The sequence below is a fragment of the uncultured Caldilinea sp. genome (assembly GCF_937128415.1).
In the GTDB taxonomy this organism is placed as follows: Bacteria; Chloroflexota; Anaerolineae; order Caldilineales; family Caldilineaceae; genus Caldilinea.
The window spans coordinates 1-22,876 of the sequence record NZ_CAKZMJ010000070.1; the positions used below are offsets into that span (position 1 = coordinate 1).

A 22,876-nucleotide genomic window follows, 5' to 3' on the forward strand; every position below is an offset into this window, starting at 1 on the left:
CGCAGCTTCCGGCGCCGAGGGCGCCGCCGGCGCGCACCCGGCCAGAACCATCGCCAGCATCAGCCCAAGGCTGAGCAATAGATTGAGATTTCTCCTGATAGATCCGTTGCGCATAGCTTTTCTCCTTGCTGAATGGACAGACGTTTTGGGTTGACGATTTTGGATTGACGACTGGCCTACAGAGAACGAACGACGAAGGGCTGCGTGTTGCATGATACATGTTGCGTGGTTCGTGTTTCGTGAAGACCGAGCACCACGGAACACGCAACACGCAACACACTCCCCTCACTGCCTGCGCTTCACAAGCTGATCCAGATACACGGCGAAGACGATGATCAGGCCGACCACGATCTGCTGCCAGTAAGGCGAAACGTTCATCAACGTCAGGCCGTTGCTGAGCACGCCGATCAGCAGAATGCCGATCACGGTGCCGAAGATGCCTCCTTCGCCGCCGAAGAGACTGGTGCCGCCGATCACGACGCCGGCGATCACGGTCAACTCATAGCCGACGCCCGCCACCTGTTCGGCGGAATTGAGACGCGACGAGAGCAGAAAGCCGGACAGGCCGGCGAAAAAGCCGGTGATGACATAGACGCTGAGCGTAATTGCGTTGACGTTCAGGCCGGAGAGCCGAGCCGCCTCCGGGTTGCCGCCGACGGCGTAGACGTGCCGGCCATAGCGCGTGTAGCGCAGCACGATAAAAGCGAGCGCGGCGAAGCTGAGGAAGATGATCACCGGCACCGGCACCGGCCCGATCATGCCCTGCCCCCAGAATTTGTACTCGTCGGTGAAGGTGCTGATCGGCTGTCCGCCGGAGAAGAGCAACGCTGCGCCGCGAAAGGCCGTCAACCCGCCTAGCGTCACAATGAAAGGCGGCACCTTGAGCTGTGTGATCGCCAGCCCCTGCAAAAGACCGCCGAGCAATCCGACGCCGACCGCCGCGCCGATGGCGGCCCACAGCCCATATCCTTCCGCCTGACCGGCGGTGCCGGCGGTCAACAAGCCTGTGCCTCCCTTGTACACCGCCGCCGCCACCAGGCCGGACAGCGCCAGCAACGAACCCACCGACAGGTCGATGCCGCGCGTCAGGATGACAAAGGTCATCCCCACGGCGAGCAGGCCATAGATGGAGACCTGGCGCAACACGTTGAAGAGATTGCGCGTGGAGACAAAGGCCGGTTCGATGACGGCGAAGATCACGCAGATGACAACCAGCACACCGAGGGCGCCGAGCTGACTGACGTATGCACTCCAATCGATTTTGCGGGCAGGCGGCGCAGCTTTGGCCGCAGCTTGACTCGTCACAGCGTCTTGACTCCTTCCGGCTGATTCAAAGAGACAACCTGTTCGCGCAGCGTGCAATAGTGCATCAAAGTTTCGAGATCCGCCTCCTCCCTGGACAATTCGGCCGTGACGCGGCCTTCGGCCAGACAGATGATGCGGTCGCACATGGCGAGCAATTCGGGAAACTCCGACGAGATCATGATGATGCTGATGCCGTTGACCGCCAGTTGGTGCATCAGCTCATAGATTTCCGATTTGGCGCCGACGTCGATGCCGCGCGTCGGTTCATCCATGATCAGAATTTTGGGGTTCAGCATCAGCCACTTGGCGATGACCACCTTCTGCTGATTGCCGCCGCTCAGGTTGACGACGCGCTGCTCCATGCTCGGCGTGCGAATATCGAAGCGGCGAATGTACTCTTCCACCAACCGGCGCTCCTCGTCGAGCCGCACGAAGCTGGCGCGGGTCAGCGCGCCGAGGTTCGTCAGCGTCATGTTGACGCGCACGGCCAGGCTTAGGATCAGTCCCTGCGCCTTGCGATCCTCCGGCACCAGCCCGATGCCAAGCCGAATGGCGTCGACCGGCGAGCGGATGTCCACTTCTCTGCCTTCCACAAAGATTTGGCCTCCGGAGCGACGGTCGGCGCCGAAGATGGCGCGCACCAGCTCGGTGCGGCCTGCGCCGACCAGGCCGGCCAGCCCCAAAATCTCGCCGCGGCGCAGGGTGAAGCTGACGTTGTCGAGCACCACAGCGGCAGGGTTGACAGCGTTCCCGCGGCGCGAAAGGTTGCGCACCTCCAGCACAACGTCTTCGCTGCGATGGACGGCGTGATCGTCGAGATGTTGATCCCGGTGAAAAAACTGCTCCAGCGAACGGCCGACCATCATCCGGATCAGATCTTCGCGGGTGGCGTCTTTAACCCATACGTCGCCGGCGTTTTTCCCATCGCGCAACACCGTGACGCGGTCGCAGATGTGCAGCACCTCCTCCAGCCGATGGGAGATGAAGATGATGGCGACGCCGCTGCGCTTCAGCTCGCCGATCATCTCGAAGAGCGTCTCCACCTCGGCCTCGCTCAACGCCGAGGTCGGCTCATCCATGATCAAAACGCGCACATCGCGCGAGATGGCTTTGGCGATCTCCACCATCTGCTGTTCGGCGACCGAGAGCGACCGCACCAGCGCTGTAGGGCGCAGGTTCATGTGCATGCGGTCGAGAATGGCGCGCGTCTGTCGTTCCAGTTCGCTGCGGTTGACGAAGATAGGCGGCCCGGGCTCTCGACCCATGAAGATGTTCTCCATGACCGAAAGATTGGGCATCAGGTTGAGCTCCTGATAGATGATCGAGATGCCGAGCTCCTGGGCGTGATGGGGATTGTGAATGCGCAGCGGCTGGCCATTGTAGTAGATTTCGCCGCTGTCGATGGTGTAGACGCCGGAGAGAATCTTCATCAGCGTCGACTTGCCGGCGCCATTCTGGCCGATCAGCCCGAGCACCTCCCCGGCGTGAATGTGCAGACTCACCTTATCCAGCGCCTGAACGCCGGGAAAGGATTTGCTGACATTTTCCATCCACAGCAGAGCACTGTGTCTGTCCATGCGCAATCGATTCTCCGTCTGACGCGGCGCCGTCTCTGTGTATGAAAGAAAGAGCGCCCTGGGAAGAATGTAAATTTGTTGGGAAAACGATTACAGTAAGTCGTTGCTGTGATTTGATTGTAGCACAGGTGCACGCCGCGTCAAAGCTGTTTGCGAAAGCAAAAAAAGCCTTTCTGGAACATTTCTGTTCGCAGGGAGCGTTTCATTTGCAGTTCAAATGCTGGTCAGGCTCTCGCCCGCAAGGACGCCCCTCTGGAGAATGATGAAGAGCAACGCTGGGATTCGCCGTATAGATGCTTGTGCGTTGGCTGCACATGATGTATGATGTGCATGCACTCAACGTGGGATGCCCGGAGCGCATTCTGTTGATTGACGTCTCCCGGCCATCCGACAAAAATTTTTTCCGAATCTGATAACAGCGAAGAGGAGATAGCTTATGCAGGCGAAACGCAAGTTCTTGCCGATTCTCCTGGTGATGGTGGCATTGGCGCTCGTGGCTGCATGCAACGGCGCCGGCGCCGGCGGGCAGGGGCGCACCTGGTTCAATTTGCCCTCGTTGTCCGTGAACGTCGACGCCAACGGCTCCGCCAGCGTCTATGGCATTGGCATTGGCCAGGTGCTGACGCCCGACCAGGTGAGATTGCTTCAGTCGCTAGGCCAAAGAGTGGAGCTGCGCGTGGGGCACAACGGCATCCACGTCTACATCAACGGCGAAGATCAGGCGTACCTGGCCTGGGACGATGAGAGCGCCGCCAATCTCGCCGAACTGTTGAAGGGCATTCCCGGCGCCGACGCCGCCGCACAGGCGATTCCGTGGCTGCGTCGCATTGGCCTGGGCGCAGCCGTGAATGTGCCGCCTGCGCAAGGACAGCCGCTCAACATTCCGCGCTGGCGCGGCGAAACCTCGATCACGCCGCCGGCCCAGCCTCCTCAACAAGGAGAGCCGTTGGTGCTCGGCGTTTCATTCGATGAACGGGGCAGCGGCGCCGTCGGCGGCATTCCCGGCGAAGCGTTGGCCGCGTTGCTAGGCTCCAATCCGCTGCAGCTCGATCCCGGCACGATTGCACAGTTGCGCAGCCTGGGCCTGGATCGCATCGCCGTCGAAACCACGCCCACCGGCCTGGTCATCACCGTCGATGGCAAGAAACTGCCCGGCATCGCCTACGACGCCACGTATTTACAGCGATTGCGCAGGGTGCTGCCCGCCGTGTTAGGAGGGCAAGCGAACCTAGAAGAGACGTTAGGTGGCGTCCTGGAGCAGTTGCCCAATCTCAACCTGGCCCTCAACGTTGACCTGACCGGCGCGCCAACGGAGCTGAAGCTGCCTGACCTGCCGCTGAAGGTCGGCGAGGATGGCAGCCTGGAAGTGCTCGGCCTTTCGCTGCCCGGACTGACGCTGCCCGCCGACGCTTTGCAGCCGCTGCGCGATCTCGGCGTCGAACAGCTTGCGCTCAGCCTCTCCACGGAAGACGCGATTATCGCCGTCAACGGTCAGACGCTGCCTCACATTCGTTTTGGCCCCAACGGCTTCAATACGCTGCTCGGCCTCGTCGGCGGGCAGACCGGCCTGCCCAAAGCGCTGCTAGACGCAGTGGCCGAGGCCGTGCTCAAGGATGGGGTCAAGGCGCGCATTGCGCTTGCCGGCAACGTGGCCGACGTGGCCGCCCCGGAAGCGCCGCGCTTTACGCCCGCCGATCTGGGCAGCCTGTCTACGCCGGTGATTCGAGCTGACGTCAGCATCCAAAATGGACAGATCACCTCAGTCGGTGGCCTGACGGCGGAGCAATTGGCGGCGCTGGGCGTTGCATTGCCCGCCCTTCCTCCCGATGTGATGAGAATTTTCAGCGACCTCGGTGCGAGGAACGTTGACATTATCAATTCGCCCAACAACTTGTCGATTCAGATCAACGGTTCGGAGCTGATGTCGATCGACTACGATGCTGCCTCACTGGCCCATCTGCTCGAGCTGGCGAAGCCCTATCTGGCCGGCACGCCGCTGGAGGACCCGGCGGTGATGAAGCTGGTGCAGGATGTCATCCTGCCCATTGCACCGGCCGCAGACGTGAAGTTGCATCTCACCATTGAGTAGCCTGCAGCATCGTCGCTTCCGGCCGTCGAGCTGCCCCGAAGTGGGCGATCGAGACGGATAAACCCAAACGCCGCACCGATTCAAGGGCCGCTTGAAAAGGTGCGGCGTTTGTGCATATACGAGATGTTCCGGCGGAATCGCTTTTTACGGAAGGCTCAAGAATTGGAGGGTGGCAAAGTCGCCACAAGGAGGTGAACTTGCAATGAAGCAATTCAAATTGTCGGCCCCCATATCGGAGGCAATCCATTCGCAGCCTCGCTCCCCAAGCGCATTGGCCGGAGAAGCGTCTATCTCGTCCACCCAGGCGTTGACCGACTATCGCATCGCCTATCTGAGCAGGCAGCTCAGCTTGCGCGGCCGCCGCGAGGTGCACACCGGTCGCGCCAAATTCGGCGCATTCGGCGATGGCAAAGAGGTGGCGCAGGTGGCATTGGCCCACGCATTCGAGCCGGGCGACTGGCGCTGCGGCTACTATCGGGACCAGACCTTAATGTTTGCACTGGGACTGTTGACGCCCGAAGCATACTTCGCTCAGCTGTACGCCCACACCGACGTGGAGGCGGACCCGGCCAGCGGCGGACGCTCGATGCTCGGCCACTACGCCACGCGCCTGTTGGACGATCAAGGCCGTTTTCAGCCGCAAACGGACAGGTTCAACGCCGCCGCCGACATTTCGCCGACGGCCGGGCAGATGCCGCGGCTGGTCGGTCTTGCACACGCCTCCGTCCTCTATCAAGAGGTGGAGGCGCTGCGCGCATTGACGCACTTCTCCAGACAGGGGCGGGAGATCGCCTTCGGCATTATCGGCAACGCCAGCTGCGCCGAAGGGTTGTTTTGGGAAGCGGTCAACGCCATCGGTGTGCTGCGCGCGCCCGCCGTCATTTCCATCTGGGACGATGGCTATGGCATTTCCGTGCCCAACGAGCTGCAGGTGATGGGAGGCGACCTCTCCGCCTTGCTGGAAGGGTTTCGGCGCCGCAGCGATAACGGCCCCGGTTACGACCTCTACACGGTTCCGGGATGGGATTATCCAAAGCTCCTCGAGGTCTACCGCCGCGCAGCGCGCAACGCCCGCGAGCATCGCATCCCTGCGCTTGTCCACGTCACCGAGATGACGCAGCCCCAGGGCCATTCCACCTCCGGCAGCCACGAGCGCTACAAATCGCCGGAGCGACTGGCATGGGAGGCTGAGCATGATCCGGTTCTCCGCATGCGCGCCTGGCTGTTGGAAACCGGGATCGCATCCAATGCGATGTTGGAAGAGCTGGAGGCGGCCGCGCGCGCCGAAGCCGATGCAGCCTGCGAACGGGCCTGGGAGGCGTACACAGCGCCTCGGCGTGCAGCCGCCGCCGAGCTGGTCGCTTTGCTCGACGCCGCCGCGGAGGGAGGTGCGTCGTCCGTTGATCTTCGTCGTCTGGCGGCGAATCTACGAGAACAGGAAGCGCCGCTGCATCGCCAGATGCAAGAAGCTGCACAACAAGCGCTCATCCTCTTGCGCTCGAGCCGTTCGCCGGTGCGCAACCAGATCGAGGCGTGGAAGCGCCGCCATGCAGCCGAGCAACGCTCCAACTATGCGCGCCATCTTCATCTGGAAGGCCCCACTTCGACGCTGAACGTTCCCATTGTTCCGCTGGAATACGCCGCCGATGCGCCCGAAGTGCGCGGCTTCGAGGTGTTGCAGGCCAACTTCGATGCGCTGCTGGCGAACGACCCGCGCATCCTGATCTTTGGAGAAGACGTCGGCCGGCTGGGCGACGTCAACCAGGGAGTGGCCGGCCTGCAGGAAAAATACGGCCCTTTGCGCGTGGCCGACACGGGCATCCGCGAGGCGACCATTGTCGGACAGGCGATCGGCTATGCGCTGCGCGGGCTGCGCCCCATCGCCGAAATCCAGTATCTCGACTACATCTACTACGCCTGGGCGACGCTGGCCGACGACCTTGCGACGATGCATTGGCGCACGGCCGGCGGCCAGAAGGCGCCGGTGATCATTCGCACGCGCGGCCACCGGCTCGAAGGCATCTGGCATTCGGGCTCGCCGATGGGGGCGCTCCTGGGTTCGCTGCGCGGAATCTACATCTGCGTCCCGCGCAACATGACGCAGGCCGCCGGCTTTTACAACACATTGCTGCGCGGCGAGGACCCCGCCATTGTGATCGAAGTGCTCAACGGCTACCGCCTGCGCGAACGCATGCCGGCCAATCCAGGCCGGTTTACGCTGCCGCTGGGCGTTCCAGAGGTGTTGCGACCCGGGAAGGATGTCACGCTGGTCACCTACGGCGCCTGCTGTCGCATTGCGCTCGACGCCGCCGCCCGCCTGGCCGACCTTGACGTCGACGTCGAGGTGATCGACGTGCGCACGCTGCTGCCCTTCGATTTGGAAGCGCGCATCGCCGCCTCTCTGCGCAAAACAGCTCGCCTCGTCATTCTGGATGAAGACGTCCCCGGCGGCGCGTCGGCGTTCATCCTGCAGCAGGTGCTGGAGACGCAGGGCGGCTACTGGCTTCTGGACAGTGAACCGCGCACGGTGACGGCGCAGCCGCATCGCCCCGCCTACGGCAGCGACGGCGACTATTTCTCCAAACCCAACGTGGAGGACGTCGTCGAGGCCGTCTACGCGCTCATGCACGAGGCGGATCCGCAGCGCTATCCGATGTGGTGATCGCCTAAAACCCCTGCAACTTGCTCAGGTCGGCGACGCCCTGCGGCAGACGGGCGATGCGCTGGACGAGGGCAAGACGGGCCTGGCGCAGCGTCTCGTCTTCGGCGTTGACCAGCACGCGCTCGAAGTAGGCGTTGATCGGGTTCTGCAGGGTGCACAACGCATCTCCGAGTGCATTGGCCGGCTCTTCGGCGTCGCGCAGACGCTCGACGGCGGCGAGATAGGCGGCGTGCAGCGCATGTTCGACCGGCTCGACGTAGGCGGCCTCGTTGAGCGGCAGGAGTGCGTCGAGGCCGCGCGTGATGCGGGCGCAGCGCGCATAGGCGGTGAAAGCCTCGCTCCACCAGGGCTGGCGCACCGCCTCGCTCAGCGCCTTGCAGGCGCGCACCGCCGCCGCCGGGTTGTCGCCTCGCTCGGCGAGCACAGCCTCGATCACGTCGAAAGGATAGCCCTGCTCCGCAAGCACGCCCTGCAGACGTCGCTCCACAAAGGTCAGCGTCTCTGTCGTGGAGGCGTCGGAGACAGCGACCGGCTGCAGTTTCGCCGCCGCCTCGAGACCGACGCGCACGCTGAAATCGACGCCCGCTGCGATCAGGCTGTGGACAATGCCGAGCGCAGCCCGGCGCAGGCCAAAGGGATCGGCGCTGCCCGTGGGGACCGCCCCGACGGCGAAGAGGCCGCTGAGCGCATCCAGCTTGTCGGCCAGCGAGAGCGCCAGGCCAGGCAGCGAGGCCGGCGTTTCATCGCCGGCGAAACGGGGCAAATATTGCTCGCGGATCGCCTGGGCCACGATGGGCGACTCACCGCTCTTGAGGGCGTAAATCTCGCCCATGACGCCTTGCAGGCTCGTCATCTCGATCACCATGCTGGTCATCAGATCGGCCTTGCTGAGGGCCGCTGCGCGTTCGACCGCAGCCACCTCTTCCGGCGAGGCGCCCAGCATCTGCGCGATCTGAGGCGCCAGCGCCTTGAGCCGTTCGACGCGATCGAGCATCGAGCCGAGTTGGGCGTGAAAGGTCAGCGTGGCCAACTTCGGCAAGAAGCTCTCCAGCGGTCGGCTGGTGTCGGCGCGATAGAAGTAGGCGGCGTCTGCATAGCGGGCGCGAATCACGCCCTCGTAGCCTTCGCGCACGACCTCTGGATGCGCCAGCTCGTTGCTGTTGGCGACCGCCACGAAGTGATTGAGCAGGGCGCCGTCCCTCATGACCGGGAAATAGCGCTGATGCTTTTTCATCACGCCGATCAACACGGGCGCCGGCAGCTCCAGATATTTCGCCTCGAAGGTTCCCAGCACCGCCTGCGGCGCTTCGATCAGATCGGTCACTTCATCAAGCAGCGCCGGGTCGTCGGGGATGGCGCCGCCTACGCTCGCCGCCGCCTGTTGCGCGAGTTCGGCCACGAGCTGACGTCGCTCCTCACGATCGACGACGACGCCCTCGGCGCTTACTGCCTCGAAATAAGTCTGGGCGTCTTTCACGGGGAAGGTGGTGAAGCCGCCGGCCGGGAGGCGGGCCGCAGCGTCGGCGAAGCGCGGCCCGCGGCTGAGTGCGCCGCTGGTCACACCCGCCCAGGTGAAGGGCACGACGCGGTCGCCGTAGAGCGCCACGATCCAGCGCAACGGTCGCGGATAGGCGACGCCGCTGCTGTTCCAGCGCATCGCCTTGCCCCAGCGCAGGCTGTCGAGCAGCTCGAGACAGAGTGCAGGCAACACTTCGAGCGTCGGGCGGCCGGCCACGCGCTTCACTGCATAGACATAGTTGTCGCGCACTTCGATTTGCTCGAGTGAGACGCCCTGCCCGCGCGCAAACCCCTCGAGCGCCTTCGTCGGTCGGTTGAGCGAGTCGTACGCCTGCGCCACCGACGGTCCGCGCTTCTCCACCACTTCATCCGCCTGTTGCGGCGCCAGCTGCGTGACGAAGGCGACCAATCGTCGCGGGGTGCCGGTGACGCGCAGCCCTTCATAGCGCAGCCTGTACTTCGCGAGCAGCGCCTTGAGCTTCTCTTCGATCTGTGCAATGCCGTCGACGACGTCCTGCGGCGGGAGTTCCTCAGAGCCGAGCTCCAGGATAAAGGCTTGCGGTGCGGCGATTGCCTCTCCCGCTCTCCCGCTCTCCTGCTCTCCCGCTCTCCCGTTCTCCCGCTCTCCCGTTCTCCCGTTCTCCTCTTTCAGCCAGGGGAACTCCAAACGTCGCCGCTGCTCCACATAGAGCTCGGAGACAGCCTTGGCCTGGGCGCGCATATCGGCGAAGAATTTGGCGCGCTCGGTGACGCCGATGGCGCCCCGCGCATCGAGCAGGTTGAAGGTGTGGCTCTGACGCAGCACATAGTCATGCGCCGGGATGACGAGGCCGCGCGCAATGCAGGCGGCGGCCTCCGCCTTGTAAATCTCATACAGTTGCCGCAGGCGTTCGACGTCGGCCAGCTCGAAATCGTAGATGCAGTGTTCAACCTCCGGGTCTCGAAAGAGTTCGGCGAACGTGTGCACCCCGTCGACGTCGATGTCCCACACCTGCGTCTTGTGTTGCAGATACATGACGATGCGATCGAGGCCGTAGGTGATCTCCACGCTCACCGGGTCGAGCGGCAGGCTGCCCGCCTGCTGAAAGTAGGTGAACTGGGTGATCTCCTGGCCGTCCAGCCAGACCTCCCAGCCGAGGCCCCATGCGCCCAGCGCCGGCGACTCCCAGTTGTCTTCGACGAAGCGGATGTCGTGACGCGTGCGGTCGAGGCCGATTGCCTCCAGGCTGGCCAGGTAAAGCTCCTGCGGGTTGCCCGGGTCGGGCTTCAGGATGACCTGGTACTGATGGTGCATCTGCATGCGGTTAGGATTTTCGGCGTAGCGTCCATCGTCGGGGCGGTAGGACGGCTCGACGTAGGCGACGTTCCACGGCTCCGGGCCCAGCACGCGCAGCACCGTGGCCGGGTTCATGGTGCCTGCGCCGACCTTTTCGCTGTAGGGCTGCCAGATGGTGCAACCGTGCGCGGCCCAGAATTCATGCAGCCGCAGGATCACTTCTTGCATGGAGGGCGCTTTGGTCATAGTTTCCGCTCACATCTTCCGGTAACAATCAGCCTGATCAGAATAAATTCTTCGCAAGGTTTATGTTTACCACTAAGACACGGAGGCACAAAAATGAACAGGCCAGGTCTGCTCTTTGCGCCTTTGCATCTTTGTGGTGATTTTTCGATTACTCTCTCGGTTACACCACGCGCATCGGCACCGGCACAAAGGTCAGGATGAAGATGAGAATCACCAGCGCGCCGATGGCGCGGCGTCGACCGTCGAGCGTGGTGACGTCATCCAGCGCCGGCGGATGCTCGACGCCGATCATCCCCAGGATCAAAAAGAGCCAAAGGAACCAGCCGGAGTAGCCGATGTGGACCGTCCACGGGAAAAGCGCCTGCACATTGGGCAGCCCCGCCACGGCGAGGAGGGCCAGCAGCGCCACCGTAGCCAGGTTGATGTAGCGCGCCCTGCGCCCGAACATGGCGAAGACCGTGTGGCCGCCGTCGAGCTGTCCCACCGGCAGCAGGTTGAGCGCCGTCACCAGCAGGCCGATCCAGGCGGCGAAGGTGACCTGATTCATGAAGACGTCGCGGCCGGTGACCGGATTGGGCAACACTTCGCCGAAGACCAGCCATTTGGCGAAGAAGTAAAAGAGGCTGTTGCCTTCCAGCATCAGCGGCACGCCGGGCGGCGGGACGGCCACTTCGCTGGTCGAGAGGCCGATGAAGAGCAGGGGCACAGCCAGCGCCAGACCCGCCAACGGCCCGGCCACGCCGATGTCGAAGAGCTTGCGGCGGTCGGGAATTGGCTCCTTGAGCTGAATGAACGCACCCAATGTGCCGAAAGTCAGCGGCATCGGGATGAAATAGGGCAGCGTCACGGCGACGCGGTGATGTCGCGCCGCAAAGTAGTGGCCGAACTCATGCGCCGCCAGGATGCTGAGCAAGGTCCCCGCAAACGGGAAGCCTTTGGCCAGATTCTCGGGGTGCAGAAAGTCCCACGGTGAGTTGATCACCAACCCCGTGTCGCCGTACAAGGAGCCGACGAATAAAGTGCTGAGGACGGTCAGGATGAAGAGCACCGCATTGACCCAGACGCGCGAGGGGCCGGGGCGCACTACGCCCTCAAAGATGCGGACTTCCACCAGGCCCTTCTGACCGCCGCCGTCCTCGGCGGAGCGCAGCGTGGGCGTGAAGCCGCGCCGCGCCAGCTCCGTCTGCCAACGAGGGAAGGCCACGTGGCTGGGACGCAACAGTCGCCCGCGAAAGAGGACGACGCCTTCTCGCTTGGGGTCGCGCGGCGTCTGGATGGACTCAATGGCCAGGTCGGTCTCGATGATGTTGCGCAGGTCTCGCTGCAGCAAGGAGATCCGCACCAGATCCAAGGGAGACGCCTCAGGCGTAGACGTAAAAAAAGGTTCGTTCACGGTGTGCACCGTATCCTTCAGAAATCATTGATTGTTCAGATCAACGAATCATTCCTAATCTAAGGCGACCTCTGGTCGCCAAGTTTCTAATTATGCTATACTATTTCGGTTTTGAGGAAACCATCGATAGAAATGAGTGCGCTATGAGCAATCATCCATTCTTACAGCGTCTGGCGGAAACGCCGCTCCTGATCGATGGCGCCATGGGCACGATGTTGTACGCCAGGGGCGCCAGCAGCGAACAGTGTCTGGAGTATCTGGTGATCTCAAAGCCAAGCTGGGTGAGCGAGATTCATCAGGCCTACGCCAGCGCCGGCGCCGACATTCTCAAAACGCACACCTTTGGCGCCAACCGCATTCGCCTGGCCGACTATGGACTGGCGGAGCGCGTGCGCGATCTGAACTTTCGCGCCGTGAAGCTGGTGCGCGATGTGCGCGAAGTCAGCGGCCGCGCCATCTTTATCGCCGGCGACGTCGGCCCGTTGGGCAAGCGCCTGCAGCCCGAGGGGCCGCTCTCGACGGCGGAGGCGCAAGAAGCCTTTCGCGAGCAGGTCGGCGTGTTGTGGGAGGCGGGGGCCGATCTGCTGCTCTTCGAGACGTTCATCGACCTGAGGGAGCTGGAACTGGCGGTGCGCGTCGCCCGCGAGGTCTGCGATCTGCCCATCGTCGCATCCATGACCTTCGCCGAGGATGGGCTGACGCTGGTCGGCCACACGCCGGAGGAAGCGGTGCGTCGTCTACATGCTGCGGGCGCCGACGTCATCGGCGTCAACTGCTCGGTCGGTCCGGCGGCGATGGCGCAGACGCTCGAACAGATGCACGCCGCAGCTCCCGACGTTCGCCTGATCATCATGCCCAACGCCGGCTTTCCGGAGCGGGTGGAAGGGCGTTTCTACTACCCGGCCAGCCCGGAGTATTTTGCACGGCAAACCGGGCTTTTTCTGACGCAAGGTGCGCGCATCGTCGGCGGCTGCTGCGGCACGACGCCGATGCATATCCGCGCCATGCGCGCGGCGCTTGACGAGCATCTCACCCGGCAAGTCGGCGCTGCGCAGCCAGCCATCGTCGTCCAGGAAGAGCCGTCGCCCGCCGTCAAGGCCGACTACGGCGTCACCGGCGAAATCGAGCCGACCGAACTGCTGCGCAAGCTGCGCGCCGGGAAATTTGTGATCAGCGTCGAAGTCGACCCTCCACGCAGCTTCAGCGCCGAAAAGCAGATCGAAGGCGCGCGGCACGCCATGAAGATGGGCGCCGACGCCGTCAACGTCGCCGACAGCCCGATGGCGCGCGTGCGCATGAGCGCACTGGCGCTGTGCGTGCAGATTCAACAGCAGGTCGGCATCGAAACCATCGTCCATTTCACCACGCGCGACCGTTCGCTCATGGGCCTACAGGCGGATCTCATTGGCGCGCGAGCGCTCGGCGTGCGCAACATCCTGGCGTTGACCGGCGACCCGCCTACGTTGGGCGACAACAAACAGTCGACCGCCGTCTACGATGTGGACAGCATCGGTCTCGTGCGCATCATCAGCCGCTTCAACGAGGGCGTTGATGTGGCCGGTCAGGACATGGGGCAGAAGGGCGGTTTCACCATCGCCGTCGCCTGCGACCCGACGCGCGCCGACCTCGTGCAGGAGGTCGATCGCTTCCACCAGAAGGTGACGGGCGGCGCCCATTTCACGATGACGCAGCCGATCTTCGATCCCCAGCTTTGGCTGAACTTCGTCCGGCTCTATGAGGAGCGCCACGGCAAGTTCCCGGTGCCCGTGTTGATCGGCGTGCTGCCGCTGCAAGGACACAAACACGCAACGTTTCTCCACAACGAGGTGCCCGGCATCACTCTGAGCGAGGAGGCGCTGGAGCGCATGCGCAAGGCCGGCCCCAACGGACGCCAGGAAGGCGTCAAGATGGCGCAGGAGCTGTTGCTGCAACTCAAGGAGCTGCCCTACGTGCAGGGAGTCTACCTCATGCCCAGCTTTGGCCGCTATGAAACTGCCTGCCAGGTGTTGGAGGTGTTGTAAGAGGATTCAGGCGGCCCCGCTCGCCTGATCGTTCAGCGTCAACCGGATGCGAGCATCCGATCGATTATGCACATCGGACTATGCACATCGGACGACGAACGTCGTCTCCGATTGGCCCGATTCTGCGCCATTGGACGCGGCGTTGCGCATCGCTGCGCATCTCGCCCGGAATTGCTGCGACCACTCCACGGGCGTCTGACCACGCCAGGGGCCGGCGGCGGCGCGCACGAAGTCGGAAAAGAGATTGGCGTTCAGCTGGTCGGTGCGCGCCAGCTCTTCGGGATGCCACTGCACGCCGACGACATAGGGCAGGGCCGGCGCCTCAATCGCCTCCGGCAGGCCGTCTTCGGCCCACGCCACCACGCGCAACCCAAAACCGAGGCGGTCGATGCCCTGATGGTGCATCGAGTTGACCTCGTGCACCGCCCCCATGGCGCGCGCCAACAGGCTATCCGGCGCGATGTCGATGCGATGGCTGATGCGATAGCGCTCGAAGTTGGGGGGGAAATAGTCGTGCTTGGCCAGGTCGGGGCGCTCACTCAGGATGTCCTGATAGAGCGTGCCGCCGCAGGCGACGTTGATCATCTGCGCGCCGCGACAGACGCCCAGCACCGGCATGCCGATTTCGATGGCCCAGCGCGTGAGGAGCAGCTCCGTGCGGTCGCGCTCCTTGTCGGTTGCGCCGAGCATCTCGTGGCGTTCAGCGCCGTAGTTGGCCGGGTCGATGTCCTCGCCGCCCGGCAAAAACAACCCGTCCAGCCGCTCGAAAATTCCGCGCAGCGTCGCCTCGCTCATGTGCAAGGGGATCATCACCGGCAGCGCGCCGAGCGCCTCCAGGATGCGCACGTAGGTCTGATTCATGATGAAAAGATTGAGGCCGAAGAAACGCTGAGACTTTTCTCGCCCCATGGTGACGCCGATCAACGGACGGTGAATACGGGGCGCCCCGTCGACTTCTTCAAGGTAGCGCTGGTTGCACAACTCACGGTTCATAGGAATGATTCAACCTTTCCAGAAAAACCCTTTGCGGGTGTTCCGCCATTATATGAAGCATGGAAACGCACGGCAAGCTGCAAACGTTCCAATGCGAAGATTGCGTTTGCACAAAGATGCGCCATCCTTGGTCGGCGCTCTGGCTTTGCGGTACGATGACACCGGCGACTCGCTTGAAAATCAGGAGGAAGCTTTTTTGGGCGAAGTCATAGGACGATGCTTGCGAAGTGGCGCAGCCGGTCCACCTTCCGGAAAGCTGGAGGGTTTTCGACAAAATAATCCGGCAATGCTCGTAGCTGCGGCTCGTAGCCGCAGGTTCTGGCTGACGGCGGCGACCTTGCCCGGGCGCCTTTCACAACGCCCCGTGCGATTGAGAGCCGCACGTTCTCGATAGGCCGCCGGGTTTTGGGGAATCAAGAAAGCGCAGCTACGAGCAGCGCCCACGCATCACTGAACCTACGCATCACTGAACCTACGCATCACGAAAGAGATGGAGAATTCGAGTGCAACGCGTCGCAACGTCCCGCGCACAACCAGAGCTTCGTCAAGCACTGCGTCGTCGCAACCTCGGCGGCGCCATTCTGCTGGCTCTGGCGCTGCTGCTGTATGGCTTTACGCTGGACAACGGTCTGCAGCCGTATGAATTGCACGGCGGCGATCTGATCACGCATCACTATGCGCAGGTGGAGGCGAGGCCGGGCAACGCGCCGGGCTATCCGCTGTACACAATGGGCGGCTGGCTCTGGTTTCACGCCATGCGCGGCGCCCTCCAGGCGGCGGGCAATCCAACGCCTAACCCGATCCCGATCCTTTCCAGCTACAGCACCGTGTGGGCGCTGCTTGCGCTGGGACTGCTCTACGCCGTTCTCAATCGCATCACGCTTTCGCCTCGCCACCCGGCCGGCAACTGGCCGCTGGCCTGGCTGCTGTGCGCGTTCTACGCCGTCACCTACTTCTTCTGGTACTACGCCACCACAAGCGAACAATACGCCAGCGCCATCGCCCAGACGCTGGCGATTGTGTATGTGTATTTGCGTTGGCGGGAGGCGAGCGCCGGGAAGCAGGAGGCTGGCGCTTCCTCTTCTCCGTCTTTTTCCCTTCACTCCTCTCGTCTGCTCGTCCTTCTCGCCTTCCTGTGCGGCCTTTCGCTGGCGCACATGTTGACCGTCGCCTTCATCGTCCCTTCGTTGGTGATCGCCGTTTTGTGGGAGCGTCCGCAGGCGCTGCGCAATGGACGACTCGTGCTGGCGTGCGTAGCGGCTGCATTTCTGCCGCTGCTCAGCTACGCCTACGTCTATTTGCGAGGGGCGGCGCATCCCGAATGGTGGGGCGCCGGCGAGTGGAGCAACGCAAACGACTGGTTTTGGAGCTTCGTCAGCACGGCGCAAGGCCGCGAAGAGTTGTTGTGGGGCTTTCAGCCGACCTGCGCCTTCTTCGACGGCGGCTTCCCAGAGCTGATCTGGCGCGAGCTGAGCATCCCCTTGCTGCTCATCGGGCTGTTCGGCGCGGCCCTGCTCGATCGCAAGTCGGCGTTTCTCTTCTACGGGACGTTCGCCGTCTATCTGGCCTTCAACTGGATGTATCGCTGCGGCAACTGGTATCAGGTGATCCTGCCCGCCTATCCGCTGATCTTGGTCGGTGCAGCGGCGGCGTTCGACCGCTGGGAGGCGCGCTTTGCGGCGCGCAAGCGCTGGCTGAGCTACGCACCGCTGGCGCTGCTCCTCATCGCCATTGCATGGCGATTCGACGCCTCCTGGCCGGAAGCTAACAGCCGCAACCGCCCGGAGGACACGGCGCTCGACCGCGCAGCAGTGCTGCTCGATCAGCCGCTGCCGCAGGGCGCCGGCCTCTTCGCCGCCGTCGACGACGCCCTGGCGCTGGACTATTTGATCCGCATCTGGGGGCTGCGTTCGGACCTGCGCGTCGTGAGCAGCGTCGAGGCGGGCGAAGTGTTGCGCAGCGGCGGCCTCGTCTTCAGCACGCGCGACGCCGCCGCCACCTTGCTCGAAGAATTGCCCGCCGATGTGAGGCCGCCGCGCACGGCCTTCGGCCCGGACTGGCTGGCGCTCGGCGACGTCGAGCAGACGCCGGGCATTCCGGTGGCGCTCGAAGTCAAAATCGTCGACGGCGTTGCGCTGGCCGGATACGGCGTCGCCAGAGCGCCAACCGGCGCGCCGGTGACGCAAGCGGCGCCCGCCGTCGACGTCACGCTCATCTGGCGCATCGATGCGACGTGGCCGTCGGGGTTGGGCGTCAGCCTGCGCCCGACGGCGAACGGCGCCTTCATTCTCGACCCAGTCACCAGCGGCGTGATTCAACGCGACGCATCGGCGCCGGTGCAGGGGCTGGTTGAACCGGAGCCGGGGGCGCCGGTTTCGGATGCCTTGCGCGTGCCTATGCCGAACGGCGCCGACGGTGTTATGCTATTGGTGTATCGAGCGGAGGAGGGCCGCTTTGAAAACCTTTTGGAGCTCTCTCTGCAATTGGACGAAACACAATTTTAAGCAAACCTCATGAGGAGACCCTGCAATGCGCGTCGTCATCATCGGCGGCAGCGGCCACGTAGGCACCTATCTGGTTCCGCGTCTGGTCGAAGCCGGGCATGAAGTCATCAACGTCAGCCGACAGCAGCGAGCGCCCTATCAGCCCCACGGCGCATGGCGGCAGGTGCGCTCGGTCGTCATCGACCGCAGCGCAGCCGAAGCGGAAGGGACGTTTGGCGCCCAGATCGCGGCGCTGCGACCAGACGCCGTGATCGACATGATCTGTTTCACGCTCGCCAGCGCGCAGCAGCTCGTCGAGGCGCTGCGCGGCGCGGTGCGCTGCTTTCTGCACTGCGGCACGATCTGGGTGCACGGCCCCAGCGTCGTCGTGCCGACGGTGGAGACGCAGCCGCGGCGCCCCTTTGGCGAATATGGCGTCCAGAAGGCGGCCATCGAAGCCTATCTGCTCGCCGAGGCGCAGCGCGGAGACTTTCCGGCGACCGTGCTGCATCCCGGCCACATCGTCGGGCCGGGGTGGGCGCCGTTGAATCCCGCCGGACACTTCAACCCCCGGGTTTTTGTCACCCTGGCGCGCGGGGAAGAGCTGGCGCTGCCCAATCTCGGCCTGGAGACGGTGCACCATGTTCACGCCGACGACGTGGCGCAGGCGTTCATGCAGGCGCTGGCGCACTGGAGCGTCGCCGTCGGCGAGAGCTTCCACGTCGTTTCGCCGGCGGCGGTGACGCTGCGCGGCTACGCCGAGGCTGTAGCAGGCTGGTTCGGGCAAGAGGCGAAGCTGCGCTTTCTGCCGTGGGAGGCGTGGCGCGCCACCGTCAGCGAGGAGGAGGCGCAAGCCACGTGGGATCACATCGCCCACAGCCCCCACTGTAGCATTGAGAAGGCGCAGCGGCTGTTGCGCTATCAACCGCGTTACTCCTCGCTGCAGGCGGTTTACGAATCCGTGCAATGGTTGATCGAACATCAAGGATTGTTGACGCAATGAAACCCTGGACATTGGCGGGCAAACGCGCGCTGATCACCGGCGGCAGCAAGGGCATCGGACTGGCGACGGTCGATGAGTTCCTGGCGCTGGGCGCCGAGGTGCTGATCGCTGCGCGCGGGCGGGAAGCGCTGGAGAGCGTGGTCGAAGAACGCCGCAAGGCCGGCTTTGCGATCGCAGGCGTGCAGGCGGACGTGAGCAGCGAGGCGGGCAGGCAGGCCGTGATCGAGGCCGTGCGCTCCCGTTGGGAGGGCCTGGATGTGCTCGTGAACAACGCCGGCACGAACATCCGCCGCCCGACGGTGGAGTACACCGCCGAGGAGGTGGCGCATCTTTTCGCCGTCAACTTCACGAGCGCCTACGAGCTGACGCGCGCGCTCTATCCGCTGCTCCGCCGCGGCCAGGGCGCAGCCGTCGTCAACGTCGCCTCGGTGGCGGGCATGCTCGACGTCGGCAGCGGCTCGCCCTATGGAGCGACCAAAGCGGCGATGCTGCAGATGACGCGCAACCTGGCGGGCGAATGGGCGAAGGACGGCATTCGCGTCAATGCGGTCTCGCCCTGGTACACCGAGACGCCGCTGGCCTCGCCTGTGCTGCGCGACCCGGAGCGGCTCGAGCGCATTCTGATGCGCACACCGCTGGCGCGCATCGCCGACGCAGAAGAGGTGGCCGCCGCCATTGCGTTTTTGGCCATGGACAAAGCGTCGTATATCACCGGCGTCAACCTGGTGGTGGACGGCGGAATGACGATCAAAGGTTTATAGGGGCAAAGGCTTACAGGGAGTATTTCGCATGGGGAAAATTGCATTGCATTGGGCCGGGCATGATAGCACGATGTTCATCGCGCGCGACAGTTTTGGACACATGGTGGTGACCGGCTCCTGGCCCAAAGAAGGCGATCCGGATTGGGTGGAGTGGAAGGGCGTCAAGCCGTCGGACCTGCTGGTGATGGCGCTCTGTTCTTGCTCAGCCTACGACGTGGTGACTATCTTGCGTCGGCAGCGTCAGAACCTGACCGATCTGCACATCACGGCGGATGCGCAGCAGGCCTCGGAGCCGCCCTATGCATTCACCGCCATTCATCTCCATTACAAGGTCTCCGGGTGCAATCTAGACCTGGCCAAGGTCGAACGGGCCATCAAGCTCTCTGAAGAGAAGTACTGCTCGGTGGCGGCCACGATCCGTGCAGTCGCCAAAATCACGCATAGTTTTGAGGTGCTTCCAGCCGAAGCGCTTTCAGCTGCTGAGCAGCCTCCAGGTTGAGCAATCCTCTTTCGGGAAGCTCCGGGCTTCCTGGAAGAGGACGGCGAATATCCTGCGTCGGCCTGGAAATCAACGGAATTCTGGAGGACGCACACTTTGTCACACTTTGTCCGATCGCCATGACTGAAACCATCGCCTCTCCTGTTCAAGGTCTGAGCGAAGAAGAAGCGCAGCGTCGGCGCCGACAGGGTCTGGGCAACGAAGCCCAGGTCAAAACCGGCCGCACCTATTTTCAGATTGTCCGCGAGAATCTTTTCACCTTCTTCAACATCGTGCTCCTCTCGCTGGCGGCGGCCTTGCTGATCCTGGGCAGCCCGCGCGACGCCCTCTTCACCGGCGCCATCGCTCTGCTGAACGCCGTGATCGCCACGGTGCAGGAGGTGCGCGCCAAGCGCAAGCTCGACGCCATTGCGCTCTTGACGCGGCCCAGGGCCAGGGTGATCCGAGAAGGCGTTGTCCGCGAAGTCGACCCGGCGGAGGTTGTGCTCGGCGACATTCTGGCGGCGGGTCCGGGCGATCAGGTGGTCGCCGACGGCGTGATCGTGGGCGGCGGCGTGGCGGAATTCGACGAGTCGCTCCTCACCGGCGAGTCCAATCCGGTTCCCAAACAGGCGGGCGATCCCGTTTACTCCGGCAGTTTTGTGTTGAGCGGCGAGGCGCTCTATGAGGCGCAAAAGGTGGGGCTGGAGAGCTTCGTCAACAAGCTGGCCGCCAGCGCGCGGCAGTTCACCCGCGAGCTGACGCCGCTTCAGCGCGAGGTGAACCTCTTCGTGCGCATCCTGCTGGTGCTGGTCGTCTACTTTGGCGTGGCCATCGCCGCCAATTTTCTCATCATGCGCAATGCGCCGCTTTTGCAGAGCATACAGGCGGCCTCTGTGGTCTTTGGCCTGGCGCCGGCCAGCCTCTTCCTGATGATCGTGGTCGCCTACGCGCTGGGTGCGGTGCGCATCGCCGACAAAGGGGCGCTGGTGCAGCAGGCGAACGCCGTAGAGTCCCTCTGCCACGTCGATGTGCTCTGCCTGGACAAAACCGGCACCCTCACCACCAATCGCATGCATTTGCAGCGCATCGAACCGCTGCGCGGGCATCGCGAGGGAGAAGTGCGGCGCTTGCTGGGAACCTATGTGCGCAGCCTTGGTGCCGCCAACGCCACTACGGAAGCGATCGCCGCTGCCTGCGAGGGCGAGGCGGCGCCGCCTCGTGCAGTGGCCCCCTTTTCCTCCGCCCGCAAATGGAGCGGGCTGACCTTCGATGCGCCTTCTCTGCGAGGGACCTTCGTCCTCGGCGCGCCGGAAATATTGCAGCCGGCGTTGGATCATTCGGACGACGCGTGGCAGACCGAAGCGCACGTATGGGCGCTTGCCGGTCATCGGGTGTTGCTCTTCGCCGCTGCGGAAGAGCCCCTTCCGACCTTTGGCGAGGTCGGGGAGCCTCGGCTGCCGCCGCGTCTGACGCCGCTTGCGCTGCTTGTTTTTGTGGATGAGCTGCGCCCGGAAGCGCGCACGACGCTGGAAGGGTTTCGCCAGGCGGGCGTCGCCATCAAGATCATTTCCGGCGACAACCCGCACACGGTGGCGGCGGTGGCGCGGCAGGTGGGATTTGGCGAAGACGGCGTTCCGCTCAAGCTCATCAGCGGGCCCGAGCTGGAGCTACTGGATGAGGCGGCTTTCAAGCTCGCCGTTGTGGAAACCGACATCTTCGGTCGCATTACGCCGGAGCAAAAGCAGCGCATCGTGTGCGCGCTGCGGGAGCAGGGCCATTACGTCGGCATGACCGGCGACGGCGTCAACGACGTGTTGGCGCTCAAGCAGGCCAATCTGGGCATCGCCATGCAAAGCGGCGCCCAGGCCACGCGCAACGTCGCCGGCCTTGTGCTTCTGAACGATTCATTCGAGGCGTTGCCGCAGGCGCTGATGGAAGGCCAACGCATCATGCACGGCATGGAGGACACGCTTCGGCTCTACCTCACGCGCATCTTCACCCTGGCGATTTTAATCAATTCGCTGGCGCTGCTGTCGGCCGGCTTCCCCTATACCCCGGCGCAGAATTCGATGATCGCCATCTTCAGCCTGACGATCCCGGCCTTCTTTCTCACGCTTTGGGCGCCGACCGGCGCCGTGCCGCGCGGCAGCCTGGTGCGCAAGTTGGTCAACTTTGTCCTGCCCGCTACGATTGTGACCAGCTTTTTTTCCTTGAGCGTCTATCTTTATTTCTTACTTACGACCGAAAATTGGCCCTACGCGCAGCTGATCCTCACCTACGCCTCGATCGTGAAGGGATTGCTGCTGGTGATTTTCGTACAACCGCCGACGGAGTTCTGGGCCGGAGGAGATCGCTTGTCCGGCGACTGGCGCCCCACGATGCTGGCGACGGGGCTGCTGGTGGTGCTATTGTCAAGTCCGTATAATCCCATCCTGCGCGGCTTCTTCGGCCTTTCACCGCTGCGCAGTCTGATGGATGGCCTGGTCATCGCCGGCTTTACGCTCGTCTGGATTTTCACCCTGCGGCTGGTTTGGAAATGGCGCATCGTTGACCGTTACCTTGACGTCAATCTGGCCGACTGGGAAAGCTCCAACCGAGAATAGTTCACACATTCAGGAGGATCTTCGACCATGAGCAATCGCATTCCTGCATCGCATATCGATCTGATTGAGGGCCCCTACTACGCTGTGCTGACGACGATTGCGCCGGACGGACAGCCCGAGAACACCGTCGTCTGGTGTTCATGGGACGGCGAGCACGTGTTGGTCAACACCGCGGAGGGACGGCGCAAACCCGCCAACGTGCGCAAGAATCCCAAAGTGGCGCTGACGGTGATCGACCCACAGAATCCCTTCCGCTGGATCGACGTGCGCGGAGAAGTGGAAGCGATCGTCGACGATGCCGACTACGCCAACATCAATGCGCACGCCTTGCTCTATGAAGGCAAGGAAGAATATTACGGTGGCGTTGCGCCGGCGGAGCGCAAGGGCAAGGAGCGACGCATTATCTTCAAAATCCGCCCGCGCCGCGTTGTGGCCTTCCCCGCTTAGCAGACCTTAATTGTCGCC

At 63.5% G+C, this 22,876-nt stretch carries 14 protein-coding genes; 9 read left to right on the plus strand and 5 right to left on the minus strand.

Going from position 1 to position 22,876, the window contains the following annotated elements; translation table 11 throughout:
• Positions 1–285: 285 nt before the first annotated feature.
• Together Q0367_RS13515 and Q0367_RS13520 are read right to left on the minus strand one after the other, a co-directional pair.
• A complete protein-coding gene (locus Q0367_RS13515; RefSeq protein ID WP_363325872.1) occupies positions 286–1,260 on the minus strand; it encodes an ABC transporter permease in 975 nt (324 codons plus the stop codon).
• A gap of 41 nt (positions 1,261–1,301) precedes the next feature.
• Entirely contained in the window at positions 1,302–2,882 is a 1,581-nt protein-coding gene (locus Q0367_RS13520) for a sugar ABC transporter ATP-binding protein (RefSeq protein ID WP_297632972.1), read from the minus strand.
• A gap of 436 nt (positions 2,883–3,318) precedes the next feature.
• Between Q0367_RS13520 and Q0367_RS13525 the strand changes: the two genes are divergently transcribed.
• Both Q0367_RS13525 and Q0367_RS13530 read left to right on the plus strand, forming a co-directional pair.
• On the plus strand, positions 3,319–4,971 hold the full coding sequence (locus tag Q0367_RS13525) for a hypothetical protein (protein ID WP_297632975.1): 1,653 nt from the start codon (positions 3,319–3,321) through the stop codon (positions 4,969–4,971).
• A 202-nt stretch (positions 4,972–5,173) separates the two neighbouring features.
• Positions 5,174–7,633, plus strand: a complete 2,460-nt coding sequence (locus tag Q0367_RS13530) for a thiamine pyrophosphate-dependent enzyme (RefSeq protein WP_298982828.1) — start codon at positions 5,174–5,176, stop codon at positions 7,631–7,633.
• A 4-nt stretch (positions 7,634–7,637) separates the two neighbouring features.
• Here the strand turns inward: Q0367_RS13530 and glyS are convergent, their stop codons facing one another.
• Both glyS and Q0367_RS13540 read right to left on the minus strand, forming a co-directional pair.
• Complete coding sequence (gene glyS, locus Q0367_RS13535; protein ID WP_298982830.1) at positions 7,638–10,655, minus strand: glycine--tRNA ligase subunit beta; 3,018 nt, start codon at positions 10,653–10,655, stop codon at positions 7,638–7,640.
• Positions 10,656–10,833: 178 nt separating this feature from the next.
• The gene (locus tag Q0367_RS13540; protein ID WP_298982832.1) at positions 10,834–12,066 is read right to left on the minus strand and encodes a site-2 protease family protein; all 1,233 of its coding nucleotides are present in this window, start codon (positions 12,064–12,066) and stop codon (positions 10,834–10,836) included.
• Between the two features lie 143 nt (positions 12,067–12,209).
• Here Q0367_RS13540 and Q0367_RS13545 point away from each other — a divergent pair, with 143 nt between their 5' ends.
• The gene (locus Q0367_RS13545; protein ID WP_297640402.1) at positions 12,210–14,087 is read left to right on the plus strand and encodes a bifunctional homocysteine S-methyltransferase/methylenetetrahydrofolate reductase; all 1,878 of its coding nucleotides are present in this window, start codon (positions 12,210–12,212) and stop codon (positions 14,085–14,087) included.
• Between the two features lie 78 nt (positions 14,088–14,165).
• Here the strand turns inward: Q0367_RS13545 and Q0367_RS13550 are convergent, their stop codons facing one another.
• Positions 14,166–15,080, minus strand: a complete 915-nt coding sequence (locus Q0367_RS13550; RefSeq protein ID WP_297640405.1) for a gamma-glutamyl-gamma-aminobutyrate hydrolase family protein — start codon at positions 15,078–15,080, stop codon at positions 14,166–14,168.
• Between the two features lie 503 nt (positions 15,081–15,583).
• On the opposite strand from Q0367_RS13550, the gene Q0367_RS13555 reads away from it, so the two are divergent.
• The 6 genes from Q0367_RS13555 (at position 15,584) to Q0367_RS13580 (ending at position 22,858) form a co-directional block, all read left to right on the plus strand.
• Positions 15,584–17,584: a protein O-mannosyl-transferase family gene (locus Q0367_RS13555; protein ID WP_298982834.1), complete on the plus strand. Its 2,001-nt coding sequence runs from the start codon at positions 15,584–15,586 to the stop codon at positions 17,582–17,584.
• A gap of 25 nt (positions 17,585–17,609) precedes the next feature.
• On the plus strand, positions 17,610–18,566 hold the full coding sequence (locus Q0367_RS13560; RefSeq protein ID WP_297640409.1) for an NAD(P)-dependent oxidoreductase: 957 nt from the start codon (positions 17,610–17,612) through the stop codon (positions 18,564–18,566).
• Entirely contained in the window at positions 18,563–19,327 is a 765-nt protein-coding gene (locus Q0367_RS13565) for an SDR family oxidoreductase (RefSeq protein ID WP_297640411.1), read from the plus strand. Before Q0367_RS13560 ends, Q0367_RS13565 begins: the two co-directional genes overlap by 4 nt.
• A gap of 28 nt (positions 19,328–19,355) precedes the next feature.
• The gene (locus Q0367_RS13570) at positions 19,356–19,826 is read left to right on the plus strand and encodes an OsmC family protein (protein WP_297640413.1); all 471 of its coding nucleotides are present in this window, start codon (positions 19,356–19,358) and stop codon (positions 19,824–19,826) included.
• A 119-nt stretch (positions 19,827–19,945) separates the two neighbouring features.
• Positions 19,946–22,411 (plus strand): HAD-IC family P-type ATPase, encoded by a 2,466-nt coding sequence (locus Q0367_RS13575; protein WP_298982838.1) that lies wholly within the window; start codon positions 19,946–19,948, stop codon positions 22,409–22,411.
• A 27-nt stretch (positions 22,412–22,438) separates the two neighbouring features.
• The gene (locus Q0367_RS13580; protein WP_297640416.1) at positions 22,439–22,858 is read left to right on the plus strand and encodes a PPOX class F420-dependent oxidoreductase; all 420 of its coding nucleotides are present in this window, start codon (positions 22,439–22,441) and stop codon (positions 22,856–22,858) included.
• The last annotated feature ends 18 nt before the right edge of the window (positions 22,859–22,876 follow it).

Bases quoted from the DNA above. Each gene is read 5' to 3' on its own strand.
- Q0367_RS13570 (WP_297640413.1), top strand. From the start codon at position 19,356: ATGGGGAAAATTGCATTGCATTGGGCCGGGCATGATAGCACGATGTTC.
- Q0367_RS13560 (WP_297640409.1), top strand. From the start codon at position 17,610: ATGCGCGTCGTCATCATCGGCGGCAGCGGCCACGTAGGCACCTATCTG.
- Q0367_RS13545 (WP_297640402.1), top strand. From the start codon at position 12,210: ATGAGCAATCATCCATTCTTACAGCGTCTGGCGGAAACGCCGCTCCTG.
- Q0367_RS13530 (WP_298982828.1), top strand. From the start codon at position 5,174: ATGAAGCAATTCAAATTGTCGGCCCCCATATCGGAGGCAATCCATTCG.
- Q0367_RS13525 (WP_297632975.1), top strand. From the start codon at position 3,319: ATGCAGGCGAAACGCAAGTTCTTGCCGATTCTCCTGGTGATGGTGGCA.
- Q0367_RS13565 (WP_297640411.1), top strand. From the start codon at position 18,563: ATGAAACCCTGGACATTGGCGGGCAAACGCGCGCTGATCACCGGCGGC.
- Q0367_RS13550 (WP_297640405.1), bottom strand. From the start codon at position 15,080: ATGAACCGTGAGTTGTGCAACCAGCGCTACCTTGAAGAAGTCGACGGG.
- Q0367_RS13580 (WP_297640416.1), top strand. From the start codon at position 22,439: ATGAGCAATCGCATTCCTGCATCGCATATCGATCTGATTGAGGGCCCC.
- Q0367_RS13520 (WP_297632972.1), bottom strand. From the start codon at position 2,882: ATGGACAGACACAGTGCTCTGCTGTGGATGGAAAATGTCAGCAAATCC.
- glyS (WP_298982830.1), bottom strand. From the start codon at position 10,655: ATGCAAGAAGTGATCCTGCGGCTGCATGAATTCTGGGCCGCGCACGGT.
- Q0367_RS13575 (WP_298982838.1), top strand. From the start codon at position 19,946: ATGACTGAAACCATCGCCTCTCCTGTTCAAGGTCTGAGCGAAGAAGAA.